Origin of the sequence: Shewanella sp. 10N.286.45.A1 (assembly GCF_041470405.1) — a bacterium.
Taxonomy (GTDB): Bacteria; Pseudomonadota; Gammaproteobacteria; order Enterobacterales; family Shewanellaceae; genus Shewanella.
Genome location: NZ_JBFRMK010000173.1, coordinates 1 through 22,085, shown reverse-complemented (window position 1 = coordinate 22,085; position 22,085 = coordinate 1). Strand labels below are relative to the sequence as shown.

19 protein-coding genes are annotated in these 22,085 nt (G+C 42.2%); 4 read left to right on the top strand and 15 right to left on the bottom strand.

Features of this window, described 5'->3' with window-relative positions:
• Positions 1-52: 52 nt before the first annotated feature.
• Positions 53-1,558 (bottom strand): tryptophan halogenase family protein, encoded by a 1,506-nt coding sequence (locus AB4238_RS13665; protein WP_372033922.1) that lies wholly within the window; start codon positions 1,556-1,558, stop codon positions 53-55.
• A gap of 140 nt (positions 1,559-1,698) precedes the next feature.
• On the bottom strand, positions 1,699-4,422 hold the full coding sequence (locus AB4238_RS13660) for a TonB-dependent receptor (protein ID WP_372033921.1): 2,724 nt from the start codon (positions 4,420-4,422) through the stop codon (positions 1,699-1,701).
• Positions 4,423-4,844: 422 nt separating this feature from the next.
• Between AB4238_RS13660 and AB4238_RS13655 the strand changes: the two genes are divergently transcribed.
• Positions 4,845-5,858, top strand: coding sequence for a LacI family DNA-binding transcriptional regulator (locus AB4238_RS13655; RefSeq protein WP_372033920.1), 1,014 nt, complete (start codon positions 4,845-4,847; stop codon positions 5,856-5,858).
• A gap of 96 nt (positions 5,859-5,954) precedes the next feature.
• Here the strand turns inward: AB4238_RS13655 and AB4238_RS13650 are convergent, their stop codons facing one another.
• Positions 5,955-6,293, bottom strand: a complete 339-nt coding sequence (locus AB4238_RS13650; protein ID WP_020913743.1) for a P-II family nitrogen regulator — start codon at positions 6,291-6,293, stop codon at positions 5,955-5,957.
• Between the two features lie 217 nt (positions 6,294-6,510).
• Here AB4238_RS13650 and AB4238_RS13645 point away from each other — a divergent pair, with 217 nt between their 5' ends.
• Complete coding sequence (locus AB4238_RS13645) at positions 6,511-7,023, top strand: GspH/FimT family pseudopilin (RefSeq protein ID WP_372033919.1); 513 nt, start codon at positions 6,511-6,513, stop codon at positions 7,021-7,023.
• 137 nt (positions 7,024-7,160) lie between these two features.
• Positions 7,161-7,694, top strand: coding sequence for a GspH/FimT family pseudopilin (locus AB4238_RS13640; protein ID WP_372033918.1), 534 nt, complete (start codon positions 7,161-7,163; stop codon positions 7,692-7,694).
• Positions 7,695-7,805: 111 nt separating this feature from the next.
• Here AB4238_RS13640 and AB4238_RS13635 read toward each other — a convergent pair whose 3' ends face one another.
• The 12 genes from AB4238_RS13635 to murJ form a co-directional block, all read right to left on the bottom strand.
• Complete coding sequence (locus AB4238_RS13635; RefSeq protein WP_372033917.1) at positions 7,806-8,105, bottom strand: TapY2 family type IVa secretion system protein; 300 nt, start codon at positions 8,103-8,105, stop codon at positions 7,806-7,808.
• Positions 8,105-8,497: a type IV pilin protein gene (locus AB4238_RS13630; protein ID WP_372033916.1), complete on the bottom strand. Its 393-nt coding sequence runs from the start codon at positions 8,495-8,497 to the stop codon at positions 8,105-8,107. The genes AB4238_RS13635 and AB4238_RS13630 overlap by 1 nt, the downstream gene beginning before the upstream one ends.
• A gap of 8 nt (positions 8,498-8,505) precedes the next feature.
• Positions 8,506-12,030, bottom strand: a complete 3,525-nt coding sequence (locus AB4238_RS13625) for a pilus assembly protein (protein ID WP_372033915.1) — start codon at positions 12,028-12,030, stop codon at positions 8,506-8,508.
• A gap of 2 nt (positions 12,031-12,032) precedes the next feature.
• Entirely contained in the window at positions 12,033-12,476 is a 444-nt protein-coding gene (locus AB4238_RS13620; RefSeq protein ID WP_372033914.1) for a PilX N-terminal domain-containing pilus assembly protein, read from the bottom strand.
• Between the two features lies 1 nt (position 12,477).
• Complete coding sequence (locus AB4238_RS13615) at positions 12,478-13,467, bottom strand: PilW family protein (RefSeq protein ID WP_372033913.1); 990 nt, start codon at positions 13,465-13,467, stop codon at positions 12,478-12,480.
• A 3-nt stretch (positions 13,468-13,470) separates the two neighbouring features.
• A complete protein-coding gene (gene pilV / locus AB4238_RS13610) occupies positions 13,471-13,992 on the bottom strand; it encodes a type IV pilus modification protein PilV (protein WP_372033912.1) in 522 nt (173 codons plus the stop codon).
• Between the two features lie 232 nt (positions 13,993-14,224).
• A complete protein-coding gene (ispH, locus tag AB4238_RS13605) occupies positions 14,225-15,154 on the bottom strand; it encodes a 4-hydroxy-3-methylbut-2-enyl diphosphate reductase (protein WP_372033911.1) in 930 nt (309 codons plus the stop codon).
• A gap of 2 nt (positions 15,155-15,156) precedes the next feature.
• Positions 15,157-15,579: an FKBP-type peptidyl-prolyl cis-trans isomerase gene (gene fkpB, locus AB4238_RS13600; RefSeq protein ID WP_248974919.1), complete on the bottom strand. Its 423-nt coding sequence runs from the start codon at positions 15,577-15,579 to the stop codon at positions 15,157-15,159.
• A gap of 5 nt (positions 15,580-15,584) precedes the next feature.
• Positions 15,585-16,097, bottom strand: a complete 513-nt coding sequence (gene lspA, locus AB4238_RS13595) for a signal peptidase II (protein WP_372033910.1) — start codon at positions 16,095-16,097, stop codon at positions 15,585-15,587.
• A 10-nt stretch (positions 16,098-16,107) separates the two neighbouring features.
• Positions 16,108-18,930 (bottom strand): isoleucine--tRNA ligase, encoded by a 2,823-nt coding sequence (gene ileS, locus AB4238_RS13590; RefSeq protein WP_372033909.1) that lies wholly within the window; start codon positions 18,928-18,930, stop codon positions 16,108-16,110.
• Positions 18,931-18,960: 30 nt separating this feature from the next.
• A complete protein-coding gene (gene ribF, locus AB4238_RS13585; RefSeq protein WP_372033908.1) occupies positions 18,961-19,896 on the bottom strand; it encodes a bifunctional riboflavin kinase/FAD synthetase in 936 nt (311 codons plus the stop codon).
• A 65-nt stretch (positions 19,897-19,961) separates the two neighbouring features.
• On the bottom strand, positions 19,962-21,521 hold the full coding sequence (gene murJ / locus AB4238_RS13580; RefSeq protein ID WP_372033907.1) for a murein biosynthesis integral membrane protein MurJ: 1,560 nt from the start codon (positions 21,519-21,521) through the stop codon (positions 19,962-19,964).
• Positions 21,522-21,778: 257 nt separating this feature from the next.
• Between murJ and rpsT the strand changes: the two genes are divergently transcribed.
• Positions 21,779-22,045 (top strand): 30S ribosomal protein S20, encoded by a 267-nt coding sequence (gene rpsT / locus AB4238_RS13575; protein ID WP_020913759.1) that lies wholly within the window; start codon positions 21,779-21,781, stop codon positions 22,043-22,045.
• Positions 22,046-22,085 lie beyond the last annotated feature (40 nt).

The window sequence follows — 22,085 nt, the reverse complement described above, 5'->3', positions numbered from 1 at the left end:
AATGACACAGAACTTTGAAAACTACCTAACTTACATATTATACCAATCAGTATTACGAGTTATAAACTTGCATCAATTGTTCTTTATGCTTTATAAACCCTTCAGCCTTTTTAAGGCATGCCTCTTCAGCCCTTTGATGATTACGCTTACCCGCTCTGATTGCAGGTTTATTAGCGGCTTGAAAGTGGTCCATTCCAGCTAAAATGCAATACCAAGAGGTTTTAAAGTAAACTTGATTATGTATGTTTTCTCTTAAAACTTGATCAAAATTACAATTGCTAATCCAGCCATCTAAGATAGAACTAAGTTCTTTAGACAGGTATGTGTTAGCTCTGCAATCTTTCCAATACTGCGAATCATTACGACCATTCAACTTATAATGTGCTTGCAAATAATCCCGAGTGCCATCTATAAGTGCGTTAATATCATTATTAAATTCCTGTTGGCACTCTCGCGTGAAACCTGACTTTTCATACAGCTCTACAAAATTCTCAATACTACGTTGGATAATGTTTAGCATGGGGGCTTCTAGAGGCTCTAAAAAGCCTTGTGAGAGCCCTATCGCAACGCAGTTATTCTTCCAATGCTCGCTTATACGCCCAGGAGTCCAATTCAAGTGCAGCGCTTTTACACCTTCAGCTTTTTCACCCAAATGTTGCCTAAGCTCAAGTTCTGCCTCTTCAGGTGATAGGTAATCTCGACTATATACATAACCATTACCATATCTGCTCGCTAAAGGTATATGCCACACCCAACCATTGCTAAGTGCTTTAGAAATGGTTTCAGAAGAGAGTTCATCATTGTTATCAATAGCAGTCGGAATCGCGACAGCACTATTGTTAAATAGTTGAGACTGATAACTAATCATCTTCTCACCTAATGCTTGTTGAATCAGCAGGCCTTTAAACCCGGAGCAGTCAATAAATAGATCGGCATTTAATTCACCATTATTTGCCGTATCAACGCTATCAATATCTCCATTTATATCCAATCGAACATCAGATACTTTATCATCAATATGCCTCACCCCTCTTTCAATTCCCTTTAACTTCAGAAACTCACCCAACAGACCAGCATCAAAATGGTAGCCATAATCCAAACGTTGACTAACCTCCTTTTTCGCAATTGGAGAGCGGCATTGCATAGCAAGTTTGGAGGTGACAAAAAAATCATCCGGATGTGCATTAACATCCATTCCCTCTCGGCGGAAATTAGCATTTGAAAAAAATAGTGGTACTTGAGGACTGTCAATATAGGAGTAAAAAGGATGGAAGTAGCTGGTTTTATCTGACGCAGTTACCCAATCGGGAAAACTAATTCCACATTTATAAGTCGCATTTGCGGCTTTCATCCACTCTGACTCTTGGATGCCTAAACGATCGAAAAAACCTTGAAAAAAAGGAGTTGTTCCCTCACCAACCCCAACAGTGCCAATCTTTTTTGATTCAACTAACGTAATAGTGCAATTTAATTTAGCCCATCGATGCGACATTAAATTTGCAGCCATCCACCCTGCAGTGCCACCACCAACGATAACGATATGACGAGGGGTATTCATATTCTTACTCCTTAAAGTCGCATGATTAAATCTAGAAAATGCTACATTTTACTTTTCTATACCATTGTACTTAAAGAAAAAGCCAGTCAAATGACTGGCTTTTATTACTTTCTATTTAACAATCATTACTTAACATTAGTTTACAAGCGGAAGCTTGCACCAAGGTAGTAACGACGGCCATTTGAACTTTGAGTTCCACCTAAACGAGCACCGTCTGAATCACGCTCATAATAGTTTTCCCAGATTTCATTGGTAATGTTTAGCGCTTCGAAAGAAATAGTAATATTTTCCGTCGCATTCCAACTTAACTGTGCGTCCACTTGCTGCTGCTCATCACGATATTGGTTACCGATCTCTGTTTTAGCAAGGAAGTATTCACTACGGTAGTTATAGTTAACGCGAGCGCTAAATAGATCATCCTCGTAGTAAGCACCTAAGTTGTATGAATTTTTAGATGTATTTGGCAACTCTACATAACTATCTTGTGTCGCTGCAACAACACTGCCATCTGGATTGGTAATCAATACAGCTTCAGTGACTTTAGCATCAGCAACATCAGTGTAGGTATAGTTAACATAACCACCAAAGCCATTGTCAAATGCATGTTGCATCTGGAACTCGACTCCATCAATAGATGTATTACCACCATTTACAGGAGTTCTCAGCTGGTTAATCTGCTCACCTTCAATTACAGCTGAAACAGTCGTTGTATAGATGAAATTGCTTATATCTTTCTTAAATGCCGTTAGTCCAAGTACAGACTCAGGCGTGAAATACCATTCAGCACCTAATTCATACTGAGCCGCGGTTAGTGGCTCTAGGAATGGGTTACCCGCAGAACCAGAACTAGTCTCAGGAGTTAAGTTAACCGCTGGCGCTAATTGGAACGGTGCTGGACGAGTTAATGCACGGCTTGCTGCTGCACGTAAGATAACGTCAGATGACAGGTCATACGCGATATTAATACTTGGTAACCATTCAGAATAATCACTCTCATATTTAACTGGGTCGCCAGCTACAGTGCCTTCTGAAGTCGTATCAGTTTCTACGTAACGAAGACCAACATTACCGCGTACACCTTCAACATCAAATTTAGCCATCGCATATAACGCACTGATTTTCTCAGCTACATCAAAAGAAGAGCTTCCTTGGAATACATCGGTATTACGACAAAGGCCAGCGCTAGTTGCTGTACACTCGTTAACGGCATAAAGCGCATTATACATAGTGTCACGATCAGGCATGAAATAGCTTTGAGATGGCATGCTGGTATCTGAATGGCTTACATTAACCATATCACCAGACCAGAAATCACTTGCAGGGCCTAAGCTACCAGCACCGATTGGATCTAAGCCACTAAGATCTGTCTTCCAACGATTCTGCTCCATTGAACGATCGCGGTATTTACCACCAACTTTTATTTCTTGTACGCCACCAAAATCGACATACCAAGAGTAATCAAGCTGTGCATAGGTTTCTTTATCTGTTGTTTCATTCAATTGATCAAAAATACCACCTAGCCACATCTCATCACCTGGATTCTCCAACCATGGGCTTGCTCCAGTGAAGTCAATAGCAGGTGCCGTTCCACCTGGGTTGGTGAAATCAAATGCTGCTCGAGGGTCCGTAGCGTCAACCCAGAATTCAGTAAAGAAATCTCGGTTTGTACCCTTACCTTCAGTCATACCCAATTGCCAATGTAACTTGCCAGTATCTAGTGAGTAATTACCATCAAAATCGATAACTTGGGTCGACATTTCAGAACCATCACGGAAAATATTGTCGTAAGCCATGTGACGTGCCCAACCAGGACGGTTTGGCAGACCAGTAACATCCAGTGAATCAACAATACCGTTAGTAACTGTACCTTCGTTAGTATCTTCGCCTAAGAAAGCAACACCACGGAAAGGTATGCCAATTAAGTTAGAGTTAACGTTATCAGCTTTCATTGTTGAGCTAAGGTAATGCAGCGTCATATCAAGCTCGTCAGTAGGCGCCCACTGAGCGGTAACATCATAACCGACGCGTTCTCGTTCTTGCTCGAACAATGCAGAACCAATCCCCCAAGGAGTAGCACCTTTCTCATCAGCTCCCTTAGGTGGTTCCATTAATGGATCAATACGCTCGATTGATGGGCCAAACCAACCAAAATCTTCGGTCGTTTCACGGCGAACTGAACGTTTCTGGTACGATGCAGAAACTAACATACCAAACGTTTCTTCTTCGTTTTTCCAGCTATACAGTCCAGATAGACCTGGGTCCCACTCTTCAGATAGATCGCCATACTGGCCTTCTACTGATGCGTTAAAAGTATTAGCTTCTAAATCAAGCGGCTTACGGGTATGTAAAATAACGGTACCACCAAGAGCACCCTCATCAATATCCGCTTGGGAAGTTTTATAAACCTCAAGCCCAGAGATCATTTCTGATGCTAAAAGCTCAAAGTTAAAGTTACGGGTCGCATCAGAAAGAACAAACCATTGGCTAGTACCAACGGCTTGACCGTTTAATAGTGTTAAGTTTTGGTCAGGCTGTACACCACGAATAGTTACGCCTTGGCCTTCACCAAATGTTCGGTCAATAGTAACACCAGGTATACGCGCTAAGGTTTCTGCAACGTTTTTATCTGGAAATTTACCAATATCTTCAGCGGAGATAGCATCAACTGTTCCGTCAGCAAAACGCTTTGAGTTCAAGTTGGCAGCCTGTGAAGCACGAATACCACGCACTTCGATTTTTTCAATATTTTCCTCTGCAGCTGCAGCATCGGCATCAGCTGCCATAGCAGACATAGAAACAGCGCTTCCAAGCAGAAGCGCTATGTTTGTAGCTAGTACAGTTTTCTTAAAAGTAGATGGTCGCATCTCGTTTCCCTTCCATAACTTATTTTATTTTTTTATATCCATAACCATTCCCCAACCGGAATGACAACGCTGTCATGTCTAAAGCAAACATTACACAATATTTAACAGCTGCGCCACAACAAAATAACTAGCGCATCAAATATATCTCTCAAAAACAACATCAAGACAAAGAGCAAAACATTATTAAACTTTAAATACAGTTAGTTAAACAACCAACATCTGTTACATAAAGATGTAATATTTTTTTTAATTCTGGAAAAAATTCTAAAAAACTGCTCCTTGATGATTGCTAATTCCCCTAAAAGTTCGCACTATACGGCTAAAATCGATAACAAATACTGCTATGCACAACTTAAATGTTAATGGTGTGTAGTTGCTGAAGTACTGTTGTCCAGCTCTCTAATTAATGAGAAAACAGCTTTATGAAAGTCACAATTAATGATGTCGCTAAATATGCTGGCGTATCGATAAAAACAGTTTCGAGGGTCACTAATAACGAACCTTCAGTTAAACAGGCAACGATTGATAAGGTTAATGACGCAATTCAAGTGTTAAATTACCAACCAAATCTTGCAGCTAGAAACCTCGCGGGAACAAGCTCTTATGTCATCGGTTTTATTTATGATAATCCGAATGCCTATTATATTATCGATATGCAAAATGGTATTTTGTCTGCTTGTAAGGATCTTGGCTATGAGCTTCTCATTCACCCCTGTGACTCTAAGTCCGCAAACATCTGCCAAGAGTTGGTGAAGCTTGTGAAACATAACCGCTTGTCAGGACTAGTGCTGACTCCGCCGTTATCTGAAGATCCGGTGATATTAACAGCGCTTAATGAGATTGATGCAAGCTATGTTCGTATTATTGCGGGTGAGAAAGTTGAGGATAATAATGGCCTCGCGGTTCTAGTGAATGATAAATCTGGCGCGATATCGATTACACAGCACTTAATCGACCTTGGTCATAAACGAATCGCTTTTCTAAGTGGTGACGAACAACATGAGTCGACTAAAGAACGCCTAGCTGGATTCAAGCAAGCATTAAACGATAACAAGATTGCAATCGATAATAGTTTGGTGATGGATGGTCGTTATTCATTTGAATCTGGGGTCGAGGGCGCTAAAAATTTATTAAAGCTTACTAACAAGCCTACTGCAATTGTTGCCTGTAATGATGAAATTGCCGCGGGAGCATTGTTTGCTGCTAGACTTCAAGGGGTTGATGTTCCAGCAGACATTTCAATTGTAGGTTTTGAGGATAGTCCTTTTTCTCGCCAAACTTGGCCGAAACTATCCACGGTACATCAGCCAAATGAGAAAATAGCCCAAATAGCAACCGAGTTGCTAATTGCCAAACGCCGAGAGCAGGCATCAGAGCAGTCAAGAGTGTTCGTACCTGAGCCTGTTATTCGCGACTCATCAGCCTCACCAAAATAATTGATAAAAGCCGTATAACCAATTAATTAACACCGTAACAGAGCAACTTTTCACATGTTTTATTAGCTTAAACCATGTGAAAAGGCTGCCGACAGTTTACACTGCCTCTTCGTTTTCTTCGCCAGTACGAATACGAATAACACGTTCAATATCAGTGACAAATATCTTGCCATCACCTATTTTTCCAGTACGAGCAGTATCTACAATCACATCAATAGCTTGATCAAGCTGCTCATCCTGTATAACTAATTCAATTTTAACTTTCGGTAAAAAATCGACCATGTACTCGGCGCCGCGATATAACTCTGTATGGCCTTTTTGGCGACCAAAGCCTTTAACTTCAGAAACCGTCATACCGGTAATACCAATATCAGCAAGTGACTCTCGCACATCATCTAACTTAAAGGGTTTAATAATGGCTTCGACCTTTTTCATTGTAATACTCCTAAAACTTGCTGAACTGACTAATTCTGTGGCAGATAGCTTAGCACGCAGCCCCAAAACTCTGAAGTCTAAAGTGATTTTGAGCAGGCCTTAAAAGTAAATGCAGTCTTCTTATAACGGAACAATCTAAATAATCAGCCTAGGTTGACTCGCCCACAAAACTACACTCATTAGTCCATCCCAATATATCATTCAAGGATTGAATTTGATGTTAAAGCAAGATCAGGGGTTTACTCTAATAGAATGCATGGTAACGTTAGTTATCCTCACAATCTTATTAAGTGTATCCATTCCCAGCTTAAGTGCAGTCTATACACAAGTTAGAGTAAACTTATCCATAAAAGAGATAAAACAATCCATTCAACTAGCAAGAAGTTATGCAATATCTTATGGCCAACGTGTGACCGTTTGCCCGCTAATAGAAACCCGTTGTAATTCTAACTGGAGTAACAACATTTCAGTTTTTAGTGACACCGGAGAATCAAATCATATTGATGGAACAGATCAATTACTATTCACTATTGGGCCTTTTGATTCTCGAGATTTTGTCCAATATAATCGTAGAGCAATACGATTCTTGCCCTCCGGCCTAGCCTCTGGCACCAACGGTACACTCACTTATTGCCCCGAGTCACTAAATAGCCAATATTCAGCCGCGATTATTGTCAGCCAATCGGGACGTTCAAGGTTTTCTAATAACAAAACCATCGCTTGTAAATAGCCGTAAACGCCATCAGTACTTACCCGCCAATATTTAGCTACTTAGTCATTATTTTGACTGAAAATTAACGTTAATTTCTACTGTAACGATCTATTAACTCCCATATACTAAGAGGGATATTCAAAGAGAGATAAGTAATGAATAAGCGATATTACGACAAAGCATTCACCTTAGTAGAAATGATGGTCACTTTGGCTATTGCTACCATTTTACTGGTAATAGCTGTACCGTCATTTACAGATTTTTATGAGAACTCGCGAAGTGAAGCCGCAAGCAGTAATATTCAGCAATCACTCTTTATGGCTAGAAGCCATGCCATAAGTTATGGCGCAACGGTCACTGTCTGTCCACGTTCAGGCTCTACATGTGGAACAGATTGGATTGATGGCTTTGATGTATTCATTGATGTCAACGGAAATGGTTCTTATGATTCAGCAACGGATCAAGTCATCCGCAAAATTGACGCATTTAATAGCGATGATTTTATTAAAACTAGCCTCAAAAGCATAAGTTTTAGCTCTGAAGGGATGATTTCCGGCACGGCAGCTTCCACAAGCACCCGACAATTTATCTATTGCCCATCAAGTAAAACCAGCTCAAATTCCAAAGCAATCGAGGTATCTGTAACTGGAAAAATTAGGCAATCTTCAGGAAGTTTAAGCTGCGGGTAATATTACTTTTCTCCTGCAACTAATAAAGCACCGGCAAATAAAGGCTTTAATAGCAATATATCATCAAGCTAATGCTAAAAACCTTTTGCGGCAGCTAAAACCGTAAACGCATTATCTTAGCGTTGCTCCATCAAGTTTTTGAGCTTTGATACTGGAGAAATCTTCCTCTAGCGCGACACATTCATATACATCTTTTATATAAGCACTCTGCCCTCGCTCATTTTCAGCGGCTCTAGATGCTGACAAAGAAGCCATTAGACTCGCAGCCTTATCCACTTGCCAACGATAAAAAACGACTTGCTCATTTATACTTGTGTCTACATAACATTTAAAGTCTTGTTTGGAGATTTTTTCCTCTTCAGCATATACAACACTATTCAATAAGAGGCTTATGAGTATTAACCACTTCATTACCAACACCCTGTAGGGCTCTTTGCCCCAGTTTCTGTAATTTCAATCACTTTGCACGCAGAATCTCTAGATGCCTGCTCTCCTTGTGCAGTCGCTTTCAAAGTAAAACTGCCGGTACCACTTGTTGTCGCAGCGACGCTATAATAGCCACTCTTTGTTACATAAGGACTTTTAGCATAACCTAAACTAACCATATTCGATGTATAGCTGCGATTATCCAAATAGAACTGCTCCTGACGGTTTGCCGCATCGGTTAACACAGTTAAACTTTCAGCCCTAACTCCTTTTGCGACATAATCAATATAAGATGGGTATGCAATAGTTGATAAAATACCAATCAGTGCAACCACGATCATCACTTCAATTAAGGTGAAGCCCATTTTTTTTCTCATACTCTCACCTAGTCATCAACATGATAGTAAATTCGGTTCACTCCGGGACCACTACCGATACACTTATTGTCCCCAGGTTCACAAGGAGGTGGCGGACAATTCAAGCTTCCTTCAGGGCAATCCTTATACTCCATTTTATCTCCAGCGGCACCGATCCCAATTAGGTACATATAACTATCATCCTCACCATTTGGTGGAATAACAAGTTGAGGGGTATCAGGAACTCGCTCACCCATCTCTATATACTCGTAAGTATATGATCGTATTCCTCGGTGCAAATCAAAACCATACAACCTGCCAACGCCAGAAACTAAACATTGGTTTGCATCAGAATTGTCACCCGGTACATAGGAAGTAAAAAAGACTCGTCCTTGAATTATTGTTGCGGCAGAAAGACTTTTCTCACCATTACTACCAAATTGATAATACCAACCACGTTTAGTACCAAATTCAATATTTTCAGATTCTGTCTTAGGTGAAGCGATAGATACATTGTACAGGTTAGCTAAAGTTATTGCGGCAGGGATCTCGTTACCTGTGGCACCATTAAACGGGCGAGTTACAACGTTTCTATCTTGCAAAGTGAAAAACTTGTCACTTCGCAGCAGATCTAGTGGATGTGGTCTATGCCCAGAACCAACGACAACTGCATCGTAGGGTACATTTTGATAGGTCTTAGTGGTCGTTGTTGTGCCGCCCACAGTTACATCCACTTCTGAAATATTAGTAAACATCGTTTGAGCTACTGCTGGTTCTGCAAAGAAGCGCCGATCAGAAGTCGTAGCGCCTCCACCAAGATCGGCAAACTTAAACGCAGTCCAAGGCTTAGTAGAGTCCTTTGGATTGGCGCTAGGTAAATCGATACGCCAAACATTTGCCCCGGTATCTGTTGCGTAGATCCTGTCTGTTAGTTTGTCTCCGTTACTGTCTAGCACAGCAACGGAATTAGGAATACTATCGGTTATCCCAGGAAGCTGAGTAACTGACGCGCCCCCGCTAGCTGCAAATGTATGAATCAGAGCTCCGGTTTCTGCGTCAACAATAAATACCCCACGCCCAAGCGTATCAGGGCTACCAACAGCTGCGCTATCTTTGGTTGCTGGAGAGTAACCTGCGCCAAAAATAAGCACTGGTTTAGCTTTAGAGAACTCGGTATTCCCTGCTGGCCAACCAGGTATATAAGTCACTACGGGTTCAGCCCAAGTCTGTCCAAGCTCCTCCATACCAGTAGTATTGGAGTTTATCTTCCACATAAAAGTTGGTTTATCGGGCTTACTTATATCTAAGGCATAGTATGACTTTCCTCCTCGACGCATGCCAACAAACACCCAGGCCTTTTCTATTGAACCGTCTGCAGCCGATTTGACATAGGAAACAGGAGCGCTATCTAGTCCATATACAGAATGGACACCGGTTGGCACGTTAGCTTTCAATTCACGGATATTAGGTAATAGCTCATAAGGCATAAATGCCCATGATTCAGATACTGAAGTATCTTCATCTTTAAACATATGCAAATATCCATGATTAGTACCAACGATTACCCTAATATCTGGTGAGCCTGCTGTACCAAAGTTCATAGCCAATGGTTTAGAGTGCAGCGGGTCACCAAAAATGTCTTGTCTTGCATCAGTTTTTGAAGAGTCGTTATCGTCATCATCGACATCCTTACCTTTAGCCCAATCAAAATAACTGTTTAAGCTACTTTGAGTCACTCCCATATAACTCGCTAGCGCAGCATCCCCACCAGCTACAGACGACGCATTGCTCTTACTAAAGGTAGCCAATCCACCATTGGAGCCAAAGTTTCCATATAGTGTACGACTAGAGGCTGTTCTCAACTCGTGTGCGATACCACCAACTCTTACATCGTTGCCATCGCCTCCGCCACCACTAGCGCTACAAACACTGTTAGGAGTCCAATAGGAACAGGCTGAGTTACTTAAATTACCATCAGATCCAATAGCTTTTTTACCATTTTTATCAACTATATCTCCGCTGCCTGTGACCTTAAACTTCTTAATATTCCCCATCCACCTAGGGCCCTTATTAGGCAAGAACATTGCGTAATAAACAGAGTCAAAGGTTTGAGTTCTATCGAAGTTGTTACTTGCTATCGACGGCGAAGTAAAACTAGCATTAACCTCCAAGATTTGTGAAAAAACTTGTTGCAGAGCTGATTGTAATTGAGTCGCATTTTTAGCGGCAAAGTATGTTCCACCGCTTAGCTCAGCAGTCTTTTTAAGGATAGGAGCAGCATCGGACGCCCCCTCACTAAAACCAATGGTATAGGTGGTAACAAATTGATCACCCGCTAATGAAGGATTTACATCTTTACGGTGCATAATGCTTGCCAGAGCAGGGAGGTAACTCCCATCAACTCGATCTGAAGACTTATAGCCACTCATTTTGGACACTTTATAATTCGCAGCTGAATCTTGAGTCGGTGAGCCATCTGTGATGTAGACGACATAAGAGCGATTTGAACACTGGGAGCTCTTAAAGGGAGAAATATAATTATTGCCACTTTCAATACTTTTATCTCTAGTAGGCGTCATGTTGCCCGCTTCTTTAGCAAAATGAACTCCACCGCCCGAGAAGTAACGATATGCTTCGTACAATGTTTCACAAAGTGGTGTGTTAGTTTCAGCATTTAGGTCGTTAATTTTATCAACGAGACTAATTTTGTCTCCAGTACTAAGTCGCTTAATACCGGAAATTATACGTCCACCGTCGGAACTTTGGCTGGTGTTATAGTTAAAAATTGCAAGACCAAAATCCACGCTTGGCGTAGTGACTACCGTATCTTCCATTACCCGTTTAGCAATTTTCATTCGAGTCTGCCAACTACTCGATTTATAACCATGGTACCAATTAACATAGCGTTCAGTATAAAGTGTTACGGATTTCCCAGTACCAAACTTAGTTAAGAATGCGCTATCTACCGCATCTTCAATATCAGAAGATGACGCACTGCTTGAAATGTTAGTATATGGAACAGGCGCCGCCTTTGAGCCTAAGCTATCGACTGGAAATCCATTAGCAACACCAGTAGCATTGCCAAACTTTAAGCTGCTATCTGTTTCAAAGTCTTCAAAACAATCAACTTGGGATACTGAACTCCCTAAGGTATCCGGTAGCTCTAGCCAAGTACCATTTTCACCAACAAAACCATACTCCCTTAAAAAGCCCGTAAATACTCCATAATCAGTTAAGTACTCTTTTGATGACTCACAACCATTAACTGAATGATAAAAATAATTACTGCTTGTTGGATCAGGGACTGCACCACCACCTTTTGCATAATAAAGCTTTGTGCTATCCGAAACAGTTTCACCGCGAGAGTAGAAGTTTTCACTGTACTCTTTCGTTCTCATACTGCCTGAATTATCAAAAATGATGAGAACTTGAGGTCTAGAACCTGAGCGTGCAGAAGATTCAAATACATAAAGCTCAGTATCATCAGAATAACTAGCACCAGACACCATAGTAAGCGCTGTCACAACGGTGATTAAAAATTGTCTAAATTTCATAATCAGTTCCCTGTTGACCCTAATACTTCTTGCTCAATTCCGGAGACAACGGTGAGTTGTCCCATATTATTTCTGCCAAATGTTGCCTGACTGGATATTTCTATCGTCACACAGCCAATCAAATCTGGTTGAGTAGCCTGGCTACTCCTTTTACAAACTCCGTTATCAGCAAGTAGCGTAAGTGCACTTGTTACAGGGAATTCACTATCAGTGATATCTGCAGGGTTAGCCGTCAAAGAAGCGAAGTCGGTCCCTTTGCTATTGTCTACCAGTCGATCGATTGCTCCATGAGCGTTAGCCATCGCTTCTATACGTTCAGAACCTGCACCAGCCATTCTTATTGATTGGGTCGAGTTAACCGCTAATGCAACTCCAATAACCGTCATTATCAATAAAATAATGATTGAGAAAAACAATACGATCCCTTTCTCTTTACGAATCTGCATATTAATTACTCACCAATATTGGGTTTTCTAATACGATAGTAGAAGACAATACCCGCCTTCTAAAACCATCATTGGTTGCAGCTATCGTCTTATCGCCAAGTTCATAACTATTGCCGTTATCGTAACTATCATCTTCTTCGAGCGTTCTAATTAAGATATAAATTCTAAGAGCCACTAATCTTTGAGCTGGCGAACCATCCCACATTGCAGAAGTTATGTTCTCCGCAGGCATAAAACTGTCTGCACTATCATCACCGTCAAAATCGAAGCCATACATAACCCTAAGATTCTCAACACCTTCAACTAGTTGCTCATAACTAGCACTGGTTTTCATCCCACCAACTCCGAGTACTCTTCTCATCAGCACTGGGACACCATTGTCAGTTTTGATGAAGTAAATATGATGTTGATATTCCCAAAACCTTGCATTATCTAACGACGGTGCGGCTTGGCTACCAGAAAAAATAACGGCTTGATTCAGGTTAGTCGCCATATAGTAAGAATTAGTATTAAAAGTGGTCACAGCAGGGCCAATTAGGCGCTTTATTTGCAAGACATCTGTACCAGATAACGTAGAACTTAAGCAGCTAAACGACTCAGTGGAGACTCCACTTTCATAGCCCCACATTTTCCTAAAGTTGGCCAGACTATTTTGAACCGGAAAGCTAGCATTGTTAATCCCTCCTCCAACACAATCACTCGCAGTAGAAATAGCACTAGCCTGAATCGTTGTATTCACGCCAACACTGAGATTAGTACCTGTCAACTCAGCCATGAAACCTGCTTGACTCACATCCCGTTCGATCAGTGCCAACGCTACACGACCATTTTCTTGAAGTTGGTTAAACTGACTAGTTGTCGCCACATTAGATGATGACATTGCGAACATAGAAAAAAGACCAGCCGATAAGAACAAACTCACCAACATTGCAACCATCAGCTCTACTAACGAAAAGCCTGTTTGCCACTTCCCTATTATTTTTTTATTCATAATTTAAATAATTATTGTTTTCAACGAATAAATTCGACGGCGCTTGTTAGACGAACCACACCCTTTTACCAAAGTAGATTGATTAGTTCCAGCAGCACCATCACTCATCTCCCTTATCCCCCTCCAACTCATCACTACTTCAACACTGCCGCTACTCTGCGCAGATATACAGGCTGTTGTGTCATCCAGTTCAGCAAATAATGTTTCCCATTGATAGAGATCCCAAGATAAGGTTTCAGCATTAGTGCAGGTAACATTAGCACCAACACTTACATCGCAAGATATCGCAGGTTTAGATAACTTGCCTGTATAGGTTCCGGTATATGATGTGAGCAAGCTACGGTTGAGCTTAATTCGGTTGACAATATCGTTAGCAAGATAAGCTGCTTGGGTTTGCTGAAAGGATTCAAAACTGCCACGTTTGGCAACAAGGTGCAGATTAAAAATACCAATAAGACCAACAACTAAAATAACTAACGAGACCATCAGTTCGATTAGCGATAACCCCCGTTGTTGATTTTTCATTGCTGTCAATTCCTTTGCCTTCGTCATATTCTTGACGTTAAATTAAGGTTTTTACTCTTTAAAATCTGTAACTTAGCGGACAAACACCAGCATACATGTTAATTGAAGTTTAGTCGAATACTTGCTTAGTACAAGTCATCGCTTATAGAACGAATAGCAATGATGTGTCTGAATTTTAAGCATAAAAAAAGAGGCCTCAGCCTCTTTAATAATTGATGTTTAGCAGTAATCGTTAGCGTAATTCAGCGGGTACCGCAAATACGGTATCTTCCAGTCGTCCTTCCACTTCGGTAATAACGCTAGGTGCCATATCAGCAATAGCATCTACCACCTGCTTCACTAAAACCTCTGGTGCAGATGCGCCAGCAGTAACTGCTACCCGTCGAACGCCGTTGAACCAAGTTGGATCAACATCATCAGCATTGTCTACCAAGTATGAGTTAGTGCCCTTCTTTTGTGCTAATTCGCGCAAACGATTAGAGTTTGAACTGTTCTTGGAGCCAACAACGATAAACAACTCCACTTCTTCGGCAACATTGCGTACAGCATCTTGGCGATTTTGTGTGGCATAGCAAATATCGTCTTTACGCGGCCCTTCAATAGCTGGGTACTTCTGTTGCAATGAAGCAATGACATCTGCAGTATCATCCATTGATAGCGTCGTTTGAGTCACAAAGCATAAGTTGTCTGGATCTTTAACCTCAAGCTTTGCCACATCATCCGGAGACTCTACAAGATGAACGCCGCCTTCTGGGTTATCGTATTGACCCATTGTGCCTTCTACTTCTGGATGACCAGCGTGACCAATCAAAATACACTCAATACCTTTACGGCTAGCACGTGTCACCTGTAAGTGAACTTTTGTCACCAAGGGGCAGGTAGCATCAAATACTTTTAAGCCACGTGTTTTAGCTTCTGCACGCACAGCTTGGGACACACCATGAGCACTAAAAATAACAATGCTTTCATCAGGTACTTGATCTAACTCTTCAACAAATACTGCCCCACGATCTTTTAGATTCTGTACTACGTAGCGGTTATGAACCACTTCATGTCGAACGTAGATTGGCGGAGAAAAAAGCTCTAATGCACGTTCTACAATACTAATAGCACGGTCAACACCAGCGCAGAAACCTCGAGGATTTGCTAAAAGAATCTTCATAATTACAGTACCTGTACCACTTCAAGCTCAAATGTTAATACTTGACCTGCCAAAGGATGGTTGAGATCGATAGTCACAGAGTCGCCAACAACATCACGTACCATTCCAGGCACTTCACTACCGCCAGGGCCTGCAAAACTAACAATCACACCAGGCTCAAGCGTCATATCCGCGGGGAAACGACTCTTATCCATATGATGTACAGCATCAGGGTTAGACTCGCCAAAAGTATCGCCAGGCTGCAGGGTAAAGCTGTGTTTGTCACCCTCTTTAAGGTTAACAATTTCAGCTTCAAACGCAGGGCTTAAGCTTTCATCGCCAACATTAAATCGTGCGGGCTTACCACCTGAACGGGTACTTTCAGCTGTAGAGCCATCTTCAAGTACGATATTCATGTGGCATAAAATTGAATGGTTATCTGACATTGAGATCACTCCTTTATATCATCTGATTTTTTGACATCTTTATCCGATACAAAAGAATCTAAAATAATCAATCCCGCACCGACACAGATTGCTGAGTCAGCAATATTAAATGCAGGGAAATGGCTGGTTTTCCAGTAGAAATCCAAAAAGTCGACCACAAAACCATGCTGTAAGCGATCGATTAAATTACCTAACGCCCCGCCAATGACGAGGGTGTAAGCAAGATTCAAACGCCACATTTTGCTTGGTTGCTGTCGTAACCAAACCGACAGTAAAATACTGAAACCGACCGCGACGAAGGTAAATAACCAGCGTTGCCAGCCGCCAGCATCACTTAAAAAGCTAAATGCTGCGCCATAGTTTCGTACATAGGTAAAGTTAAACATAGGGAGTAACTTTACCGACTCATACAGTTCAAAACTCGACAATACCCACTGCTTAGATAGCTGGTCGGCAATAAACACCAACACAACTATCCAATACCAACGTAGGCCACTGTCTTTCCAAGAAGTGGGCATTATGGATCCTTTATGCAAACTGGCGAGTTTCACCTTCACCTTCAATGTTAGTCACGCAGCGTGTACACAATGTCGGATGTTCAGCCACTTGACCTACATCTTCTCTGTGATGCCAGCAGCGCTCACACTTCTCAGCTTCAGACTTTTTAAGCCCAAGCTTTAGCGATGCAAGTTCAGTTTCAATCGCATCAGCTGGCGCTTCACTTAGTGCTACAACCTCTGTTTGAGAAGTTAACAGTACAAAGCGTAACTCATCACCAAGAGTGCTTAGTGCAGCAGACAATGCCTCATCAGCAAACAGGGTAATTTCAGCTTCTAGTGAACCACCGATCTGCTTTTCACGGCGAGCATTCTCAATCACTTTGTTAACTTCTGCGCGAACGGCAAGTAGCTGATCCCAGTATTCATCACTAAGGTCTGAATCCAGTGTGACTGACTGTAGGCCCTCATACCAAGTTTCGGTAAAGACAAACTCTCCACGCTCACCAGGAAGAAGCTTCCAGATTTCATCTGCAGTGAAGCTTAATACCGGCGCAATCCAGCGAACCATAGCTTCAGAGATAAGGTACAGTGCAGATTGACAACTACGACGAGCATTGCTGTCATCTTTTGCGGTGTACTGTCTGTCTTTAATGATATCAAGGTAGAAGCTACCAAGTTCAACAGAGCAGAACTGCATCAGTTTCTGCGTAACCAAGTGGAAATTGTATTGGTCGTAAGCTTCAAGCAGCTCTTGTTGCAGCGCAGCTGCGCGGCGAACAACCCAACGGTCCAGTGCAACCATATCTTCAACGGCAACCATATCTGTCTCAGGGTTAAAGCCATTGATGTTCGCAAGCAAGAATCGAGCAGTGTTACGAATACGACGATAAGCATCGGCACTACGTTTTAGAATTTCGTCAGAAACGGTCATTTCGCCGCTGTAATCTGTTGCTGCAACCCACAAACGTAAAATGTCAGCACCCAGCTTGTTAGTGACGTGCTGCGGTGCAATCACGTTACCAACAGACTTAGACATCTTGCGGCCTTTACCGTCAACGGTAAAACCATGGGTCAACACTTGCTTGTATGGCGCTTTGCCATTCATCGCCGTAGAGATCATCAGCGATGACATAAACCAACCACGATGCTGATCGCTACCTTCAAGGTAAAGATCAACGTCATGACCATTGAATTCAGGACGTGAAGCAACCACTGACGAGAAAGTAGAACCGGAGTCATACCAAACATCTAAAGTGTCAGTCACTTTACGGTATTGGTCAGCTTCATCACCTAACAGCTCTGCGGCATCGAGATCCCACCAAGCTTGAATACCTTCTTGCTCGATACGGTTAGCTACACGCTCCATCAGTGACACACTATCTGGGTGCAGTTCTTCGGTTTCACGATGTACAAACAGGGTAATTGGAACACCCCAAGTACGTTGACGAGAGATACACCAATCAGGACGGTTTTCAACCATCTTTTCGATACGGCTCTGTCCCCAATCAGGGATCCACTGTGTTTTCTCAATCTCGCTCAGCGCTTGTGTACGCAAGCCTTTTTGATCCATTGAGATAAACCACTGCGGCGTCGCACGGAAAATAATTGGCGTTTTATGGCGCCAGCAATGCGGGTAACTATGGTTAATAGCAACATGGTTAAGCAGCGCGCCTTTCTCTTCCAATAGCGCGACAACGCTCTTGTTAGCTTTAAATACATGTTGACCGGCAAATATTTCAGTATCTGCTTTATAAACGCCATTATCGCCAACTGGGTTAGCAACTTCTAAGCCATATTTTTGACCGACGACGAAATCGTCTTGACCATGGCCAGGAGCGGTATGCACCACACCAGTACCAGACTCGACCGTAACATGCTCGCCAAGGATGACTGGCACATCAAAATCATAGAACGGGTGGTTAAAACGCAATAGCTCAAGCTCGCTGCCTAGCACGTTCGCGAGTACTTTGTGTGACTCGGCGCCAAAACGCTCAACACAAGACTCGACTAACTCTTGTGCCAATACTAGCGCTTGAGTTTGGCCATCTTTAACCATCTCAACCAAGGTGTATTCTAACTGCCCAGCAACTGACAATGCGCGGTTTGCAGGTAGTGTCCAAGGCGTGGTGGTCCAGATAACCATTGAAATAGGATGCGCATATTCAGTTAAACCAAATTTAGCGAGTAGCGCAGGTTTATCAACAACGGTAAATGCCACGTCGATTGCTGGAGACATTTTGTCTTCGTATTCAACTTCAGCTTCAGCTAACGCAGAACCACAATCAGTACACCAATGCACAGGTTTAACACCTTTGTGCAAGTGACCGCTGTCGATCACTTTTGATAGTGAACGAACGATATTGGCTTCGGTGTTGTAATCCATCGTTAGGTAAGGGTTTTGCCAATCAGCAAACACGCCTAAACGGATAAAATCATCACGCTGACCATCGACTTGCTTTGCAGCATATTCACGACACTTTTGACGGAACTCAGAAGCGCTAACCTTATGACCCGGCTTACCTACTTTCTGCTCAACTTTAAGCTCAATAGGTAGTCCATGACAGTCCCAACCAGGAATGTACGGCGCATCAAAACCTGACATGGTCTTTGACTTAATAATAATATCTTTAAGAATTTTATTAACTGAGTGGCCAATATGGATATCGCCGTTCGCATATGGAGGACCATCATGCAAAATAAACGGTTTGCTATCTTTACGGCTTTCACGGATCTGTTGGTACAGTCCTTTCTCGTTCCAGGATTTCAACATCTCTGGCTCACGATTAGCCAAGTTACCACGCATCGGAAACTCTGTTTCCGGCAAATTCAAAGTAGATTTATAGTCGCTCATTAACCCTTTACCGTTTTGTTAGCTAAGCTATTAGCCTGCATCGCTGCCAAGCAAAGCTTTCGCTCTGTCAGCATCATTTTTAATTTGTTTTTTCAGCGCATCTAGTGATCCAAATGGCTGCTCGTCTCTAATCTTTGCCACTAATTCAACTTCAACAGTTTTACCATAAAGGTCACCATCAAAATCAAACAAATGGACTTCTAACTGACATATTTGGCCATTAACTGTTGGCCTAAAACCGACGTTAGCTACGCCTTCATATATGTCACTATTATCCCAATAAAGCTTAACGGCAAACACACCTCTAACTGGGGTGACTTTGCGCTTCAATGCGATATTAGCGGTGGGAAAACCAATGGTTCGCCCAATTTTCTGGCCATGTGCGACCTTGCCGCTGAGAATAAATGGGTGCCCAAGCAAACGCCTTGCTTGTTCCATATTGCCCTCAGCAAGTAGCCGTCTAACTTCTGTAGAGCTAACCCGTTTATCGCCAAGGACGAAACTTTGTGTACTCACTACCACAAAGCCGAACTTCTCACCTGCTTTTCGCAGCATATCGAAGTTCCCTTGACGCTGCTTGCCAAAGCAAAAATCATCACCAACCACTAAGTACTTAACACCAAGCGCCTTGACCAATAACTGCTCAATAAAATCTTCGGCACTATAGTCTGCAAACTTCTTATTGAAGTTTATACAGAGCATTCGCTCAATTGATAGCTCGTCAAGTAACATCACTTTGTCACGTAATAAACTTAACCGAGCAGGTGCATTTTCACCACGAAAAAACTCCTGTGGTTGCGGCTCAAATGTCATGACAACCGCGGGTAAATCTAAATGTTTTGCCTTTTCTACTAGCCGATTAATCACTTCAGCATGGCCACGATGGACGCCGTCAAAGTTGCCTATTGTTAATACACAACCGTGATGCTGAGGCAAAATATTATGAATACCGCGGATTAATTCCATTATCTTACACGACACATGAGAGTAAATGGGCGGATTATATACCAGCTAGCCTTTATAATCAGCACTCAAACTGCAGCTTTCATCTTCCAAGGGCGAATTCCCAACAAAACTAAGCAAATAAAGTAGCAAATTGCTGCAATTGCAATCAACTTAACTAACTCAACACCACGCTCAGGTAACGAAAACGCTAACCAAGCAGCAATGGTGGGTTGCAAATAGTAAATGACAGCAACCATAACAAGCCCAGCAATGAATGTCTTAACCGCAAAAAGAATAGTCGATGTGCTCAACTTGTACACATTAGCTTTATGCAAGCCTCGGTATAATAAGCACGCATTTAACAGTGCTGACATCGATGTAGCAATAGCCAAACCGACATAACCAAAAGGAATAGCAAATATTAGGTTGAAAACCATATTACTGACCATAGCAATAATGCCATAACGCACCGGTGTTTTAGTATCTTGGCGTGAGTAATAACCTGGCGCCAAAATCTTAATTAACATAAAACTGAGTAAGCCACTGCCATATGCCATCAAACTGTACGAGGCCATCTCTACATCTTCATAGGTAAACGCACCACGCATAAACAGCACCATTAACATAGGTTTAGCCAGCATAATCAAGCCACACATAGCTGGTAATCCAAGTAAGATGATCGCTTTTACTCCCCAGTCCATTGTTTGTGAAAAAGCTTGGCTTTCAGCATTGACATGACGTTTTGACAAAGCAGGTAAGATGACCGTCGCAATTGCTATGCCAAACAAACCCAAAGGAAATTCTAGTAACCTATCTGAGTAATAAAGCCAACTAATGGAGCCCGTCATTAAGAAACTGGCGATAAAAGTATCGAATAACAAGTTTATTTGTGACACAGAAACACCGAATAGCGCTGGGATCATCAATGTTCTAATTTTGGTGACTCCTGGATGGCTCCACCCCCAACTTGGTTTTACAATCGCTTTTTCTCGTAATAGAAATGGAATTTGAAATAAAAACTGGATCAAACCGCCAAAAAATACGCCCCACGCCAAGCCGATTTCAGGCTGCTGTAGGTTAGGCGCCAAAAATAGGGCTGCGGTAATAATGGCAATGTTAAGGAAAACAGGTGTAAACGCAGAGACCGCAAAACGTCCACGGGTGTTCAATATTGAGCCAGCCAAAGCTGTAAAGGTTATAAACCAAAGATAGGGAAATGTTATCTTAAGCATTAAAGAGGCAAGTTCAAACTTTTCACCACCGGGTGCATCGTTTAACCAAGCAAGAAACCAACCACCACCAAACAGAGCCGCTAACACAGGCGAAGCAATTACACCAAATAAGGTTACTACGCTGACGAGTACACCCAGTGTGCCCGCCACCTTCCCGATAAGCTCCCTGACCTCTTCATCACTATTTTTTTCTTGGTACTCAGTTAACACCGGCACAAAAGCTTGTGCAAAGGCACCTTCAGCAAAAAGTCGTCTTAAAAAGTTAGGGATTTTATTGGCGAAGAAAAAAACATCTGCACTGCTTCCTGCTCCCATGAGATTGGCGATAACCACATCTCGGATCAAACCTAAAACGCGCGAAATTAGTGTCATAGCACTGACAATCATGCCAGATCGAAATAGCTTTCTGCTCAAAACGTCCCCTGCTCTTGTTGTTAGAGCTAAAATACTTAGGCGATATCACGCACAAAATGGCGCTTGCCTCTATTGTCTCAAAGCAATACCTGCTAGAATTGCGCACCATATTACACGAGTTAGGTTGAAGATAGCCAAGCTGGTTGGATTATTTTGAGTTAATCGAACTGATTCAATCATTGTCATTGACAAAGTGACATAAATAGGGCATATTCCTCGACCTTAAAAATACCAAACCCAGTTTTAGGAGTTGCACCTTGGCTAATAGCAAGTCTGCAAAGAAGCGCGCGCTTCAGTCTGAGAAGCGTCGTCAGCACAACGCAAGCCGTAGCTCAATGCTACGTACTTACGTAAAGAAAGTAATCGCTGCAATCAATGCAGGTGATCACGAATCAGCTACTGCTGCTTTCGTAACAGCACAACCAATTGTTGACCGTATGGCGACTAAAGGTCTTATTCATAAGAATAAGGCTGCTCGTTATAAGTCACGCTTGAATGCTAAAATCAAAGCACTTGCTGCTTAAGTTTTAGTTTAAAGCAATTAAAAACCGGCCTAGGCCGGTT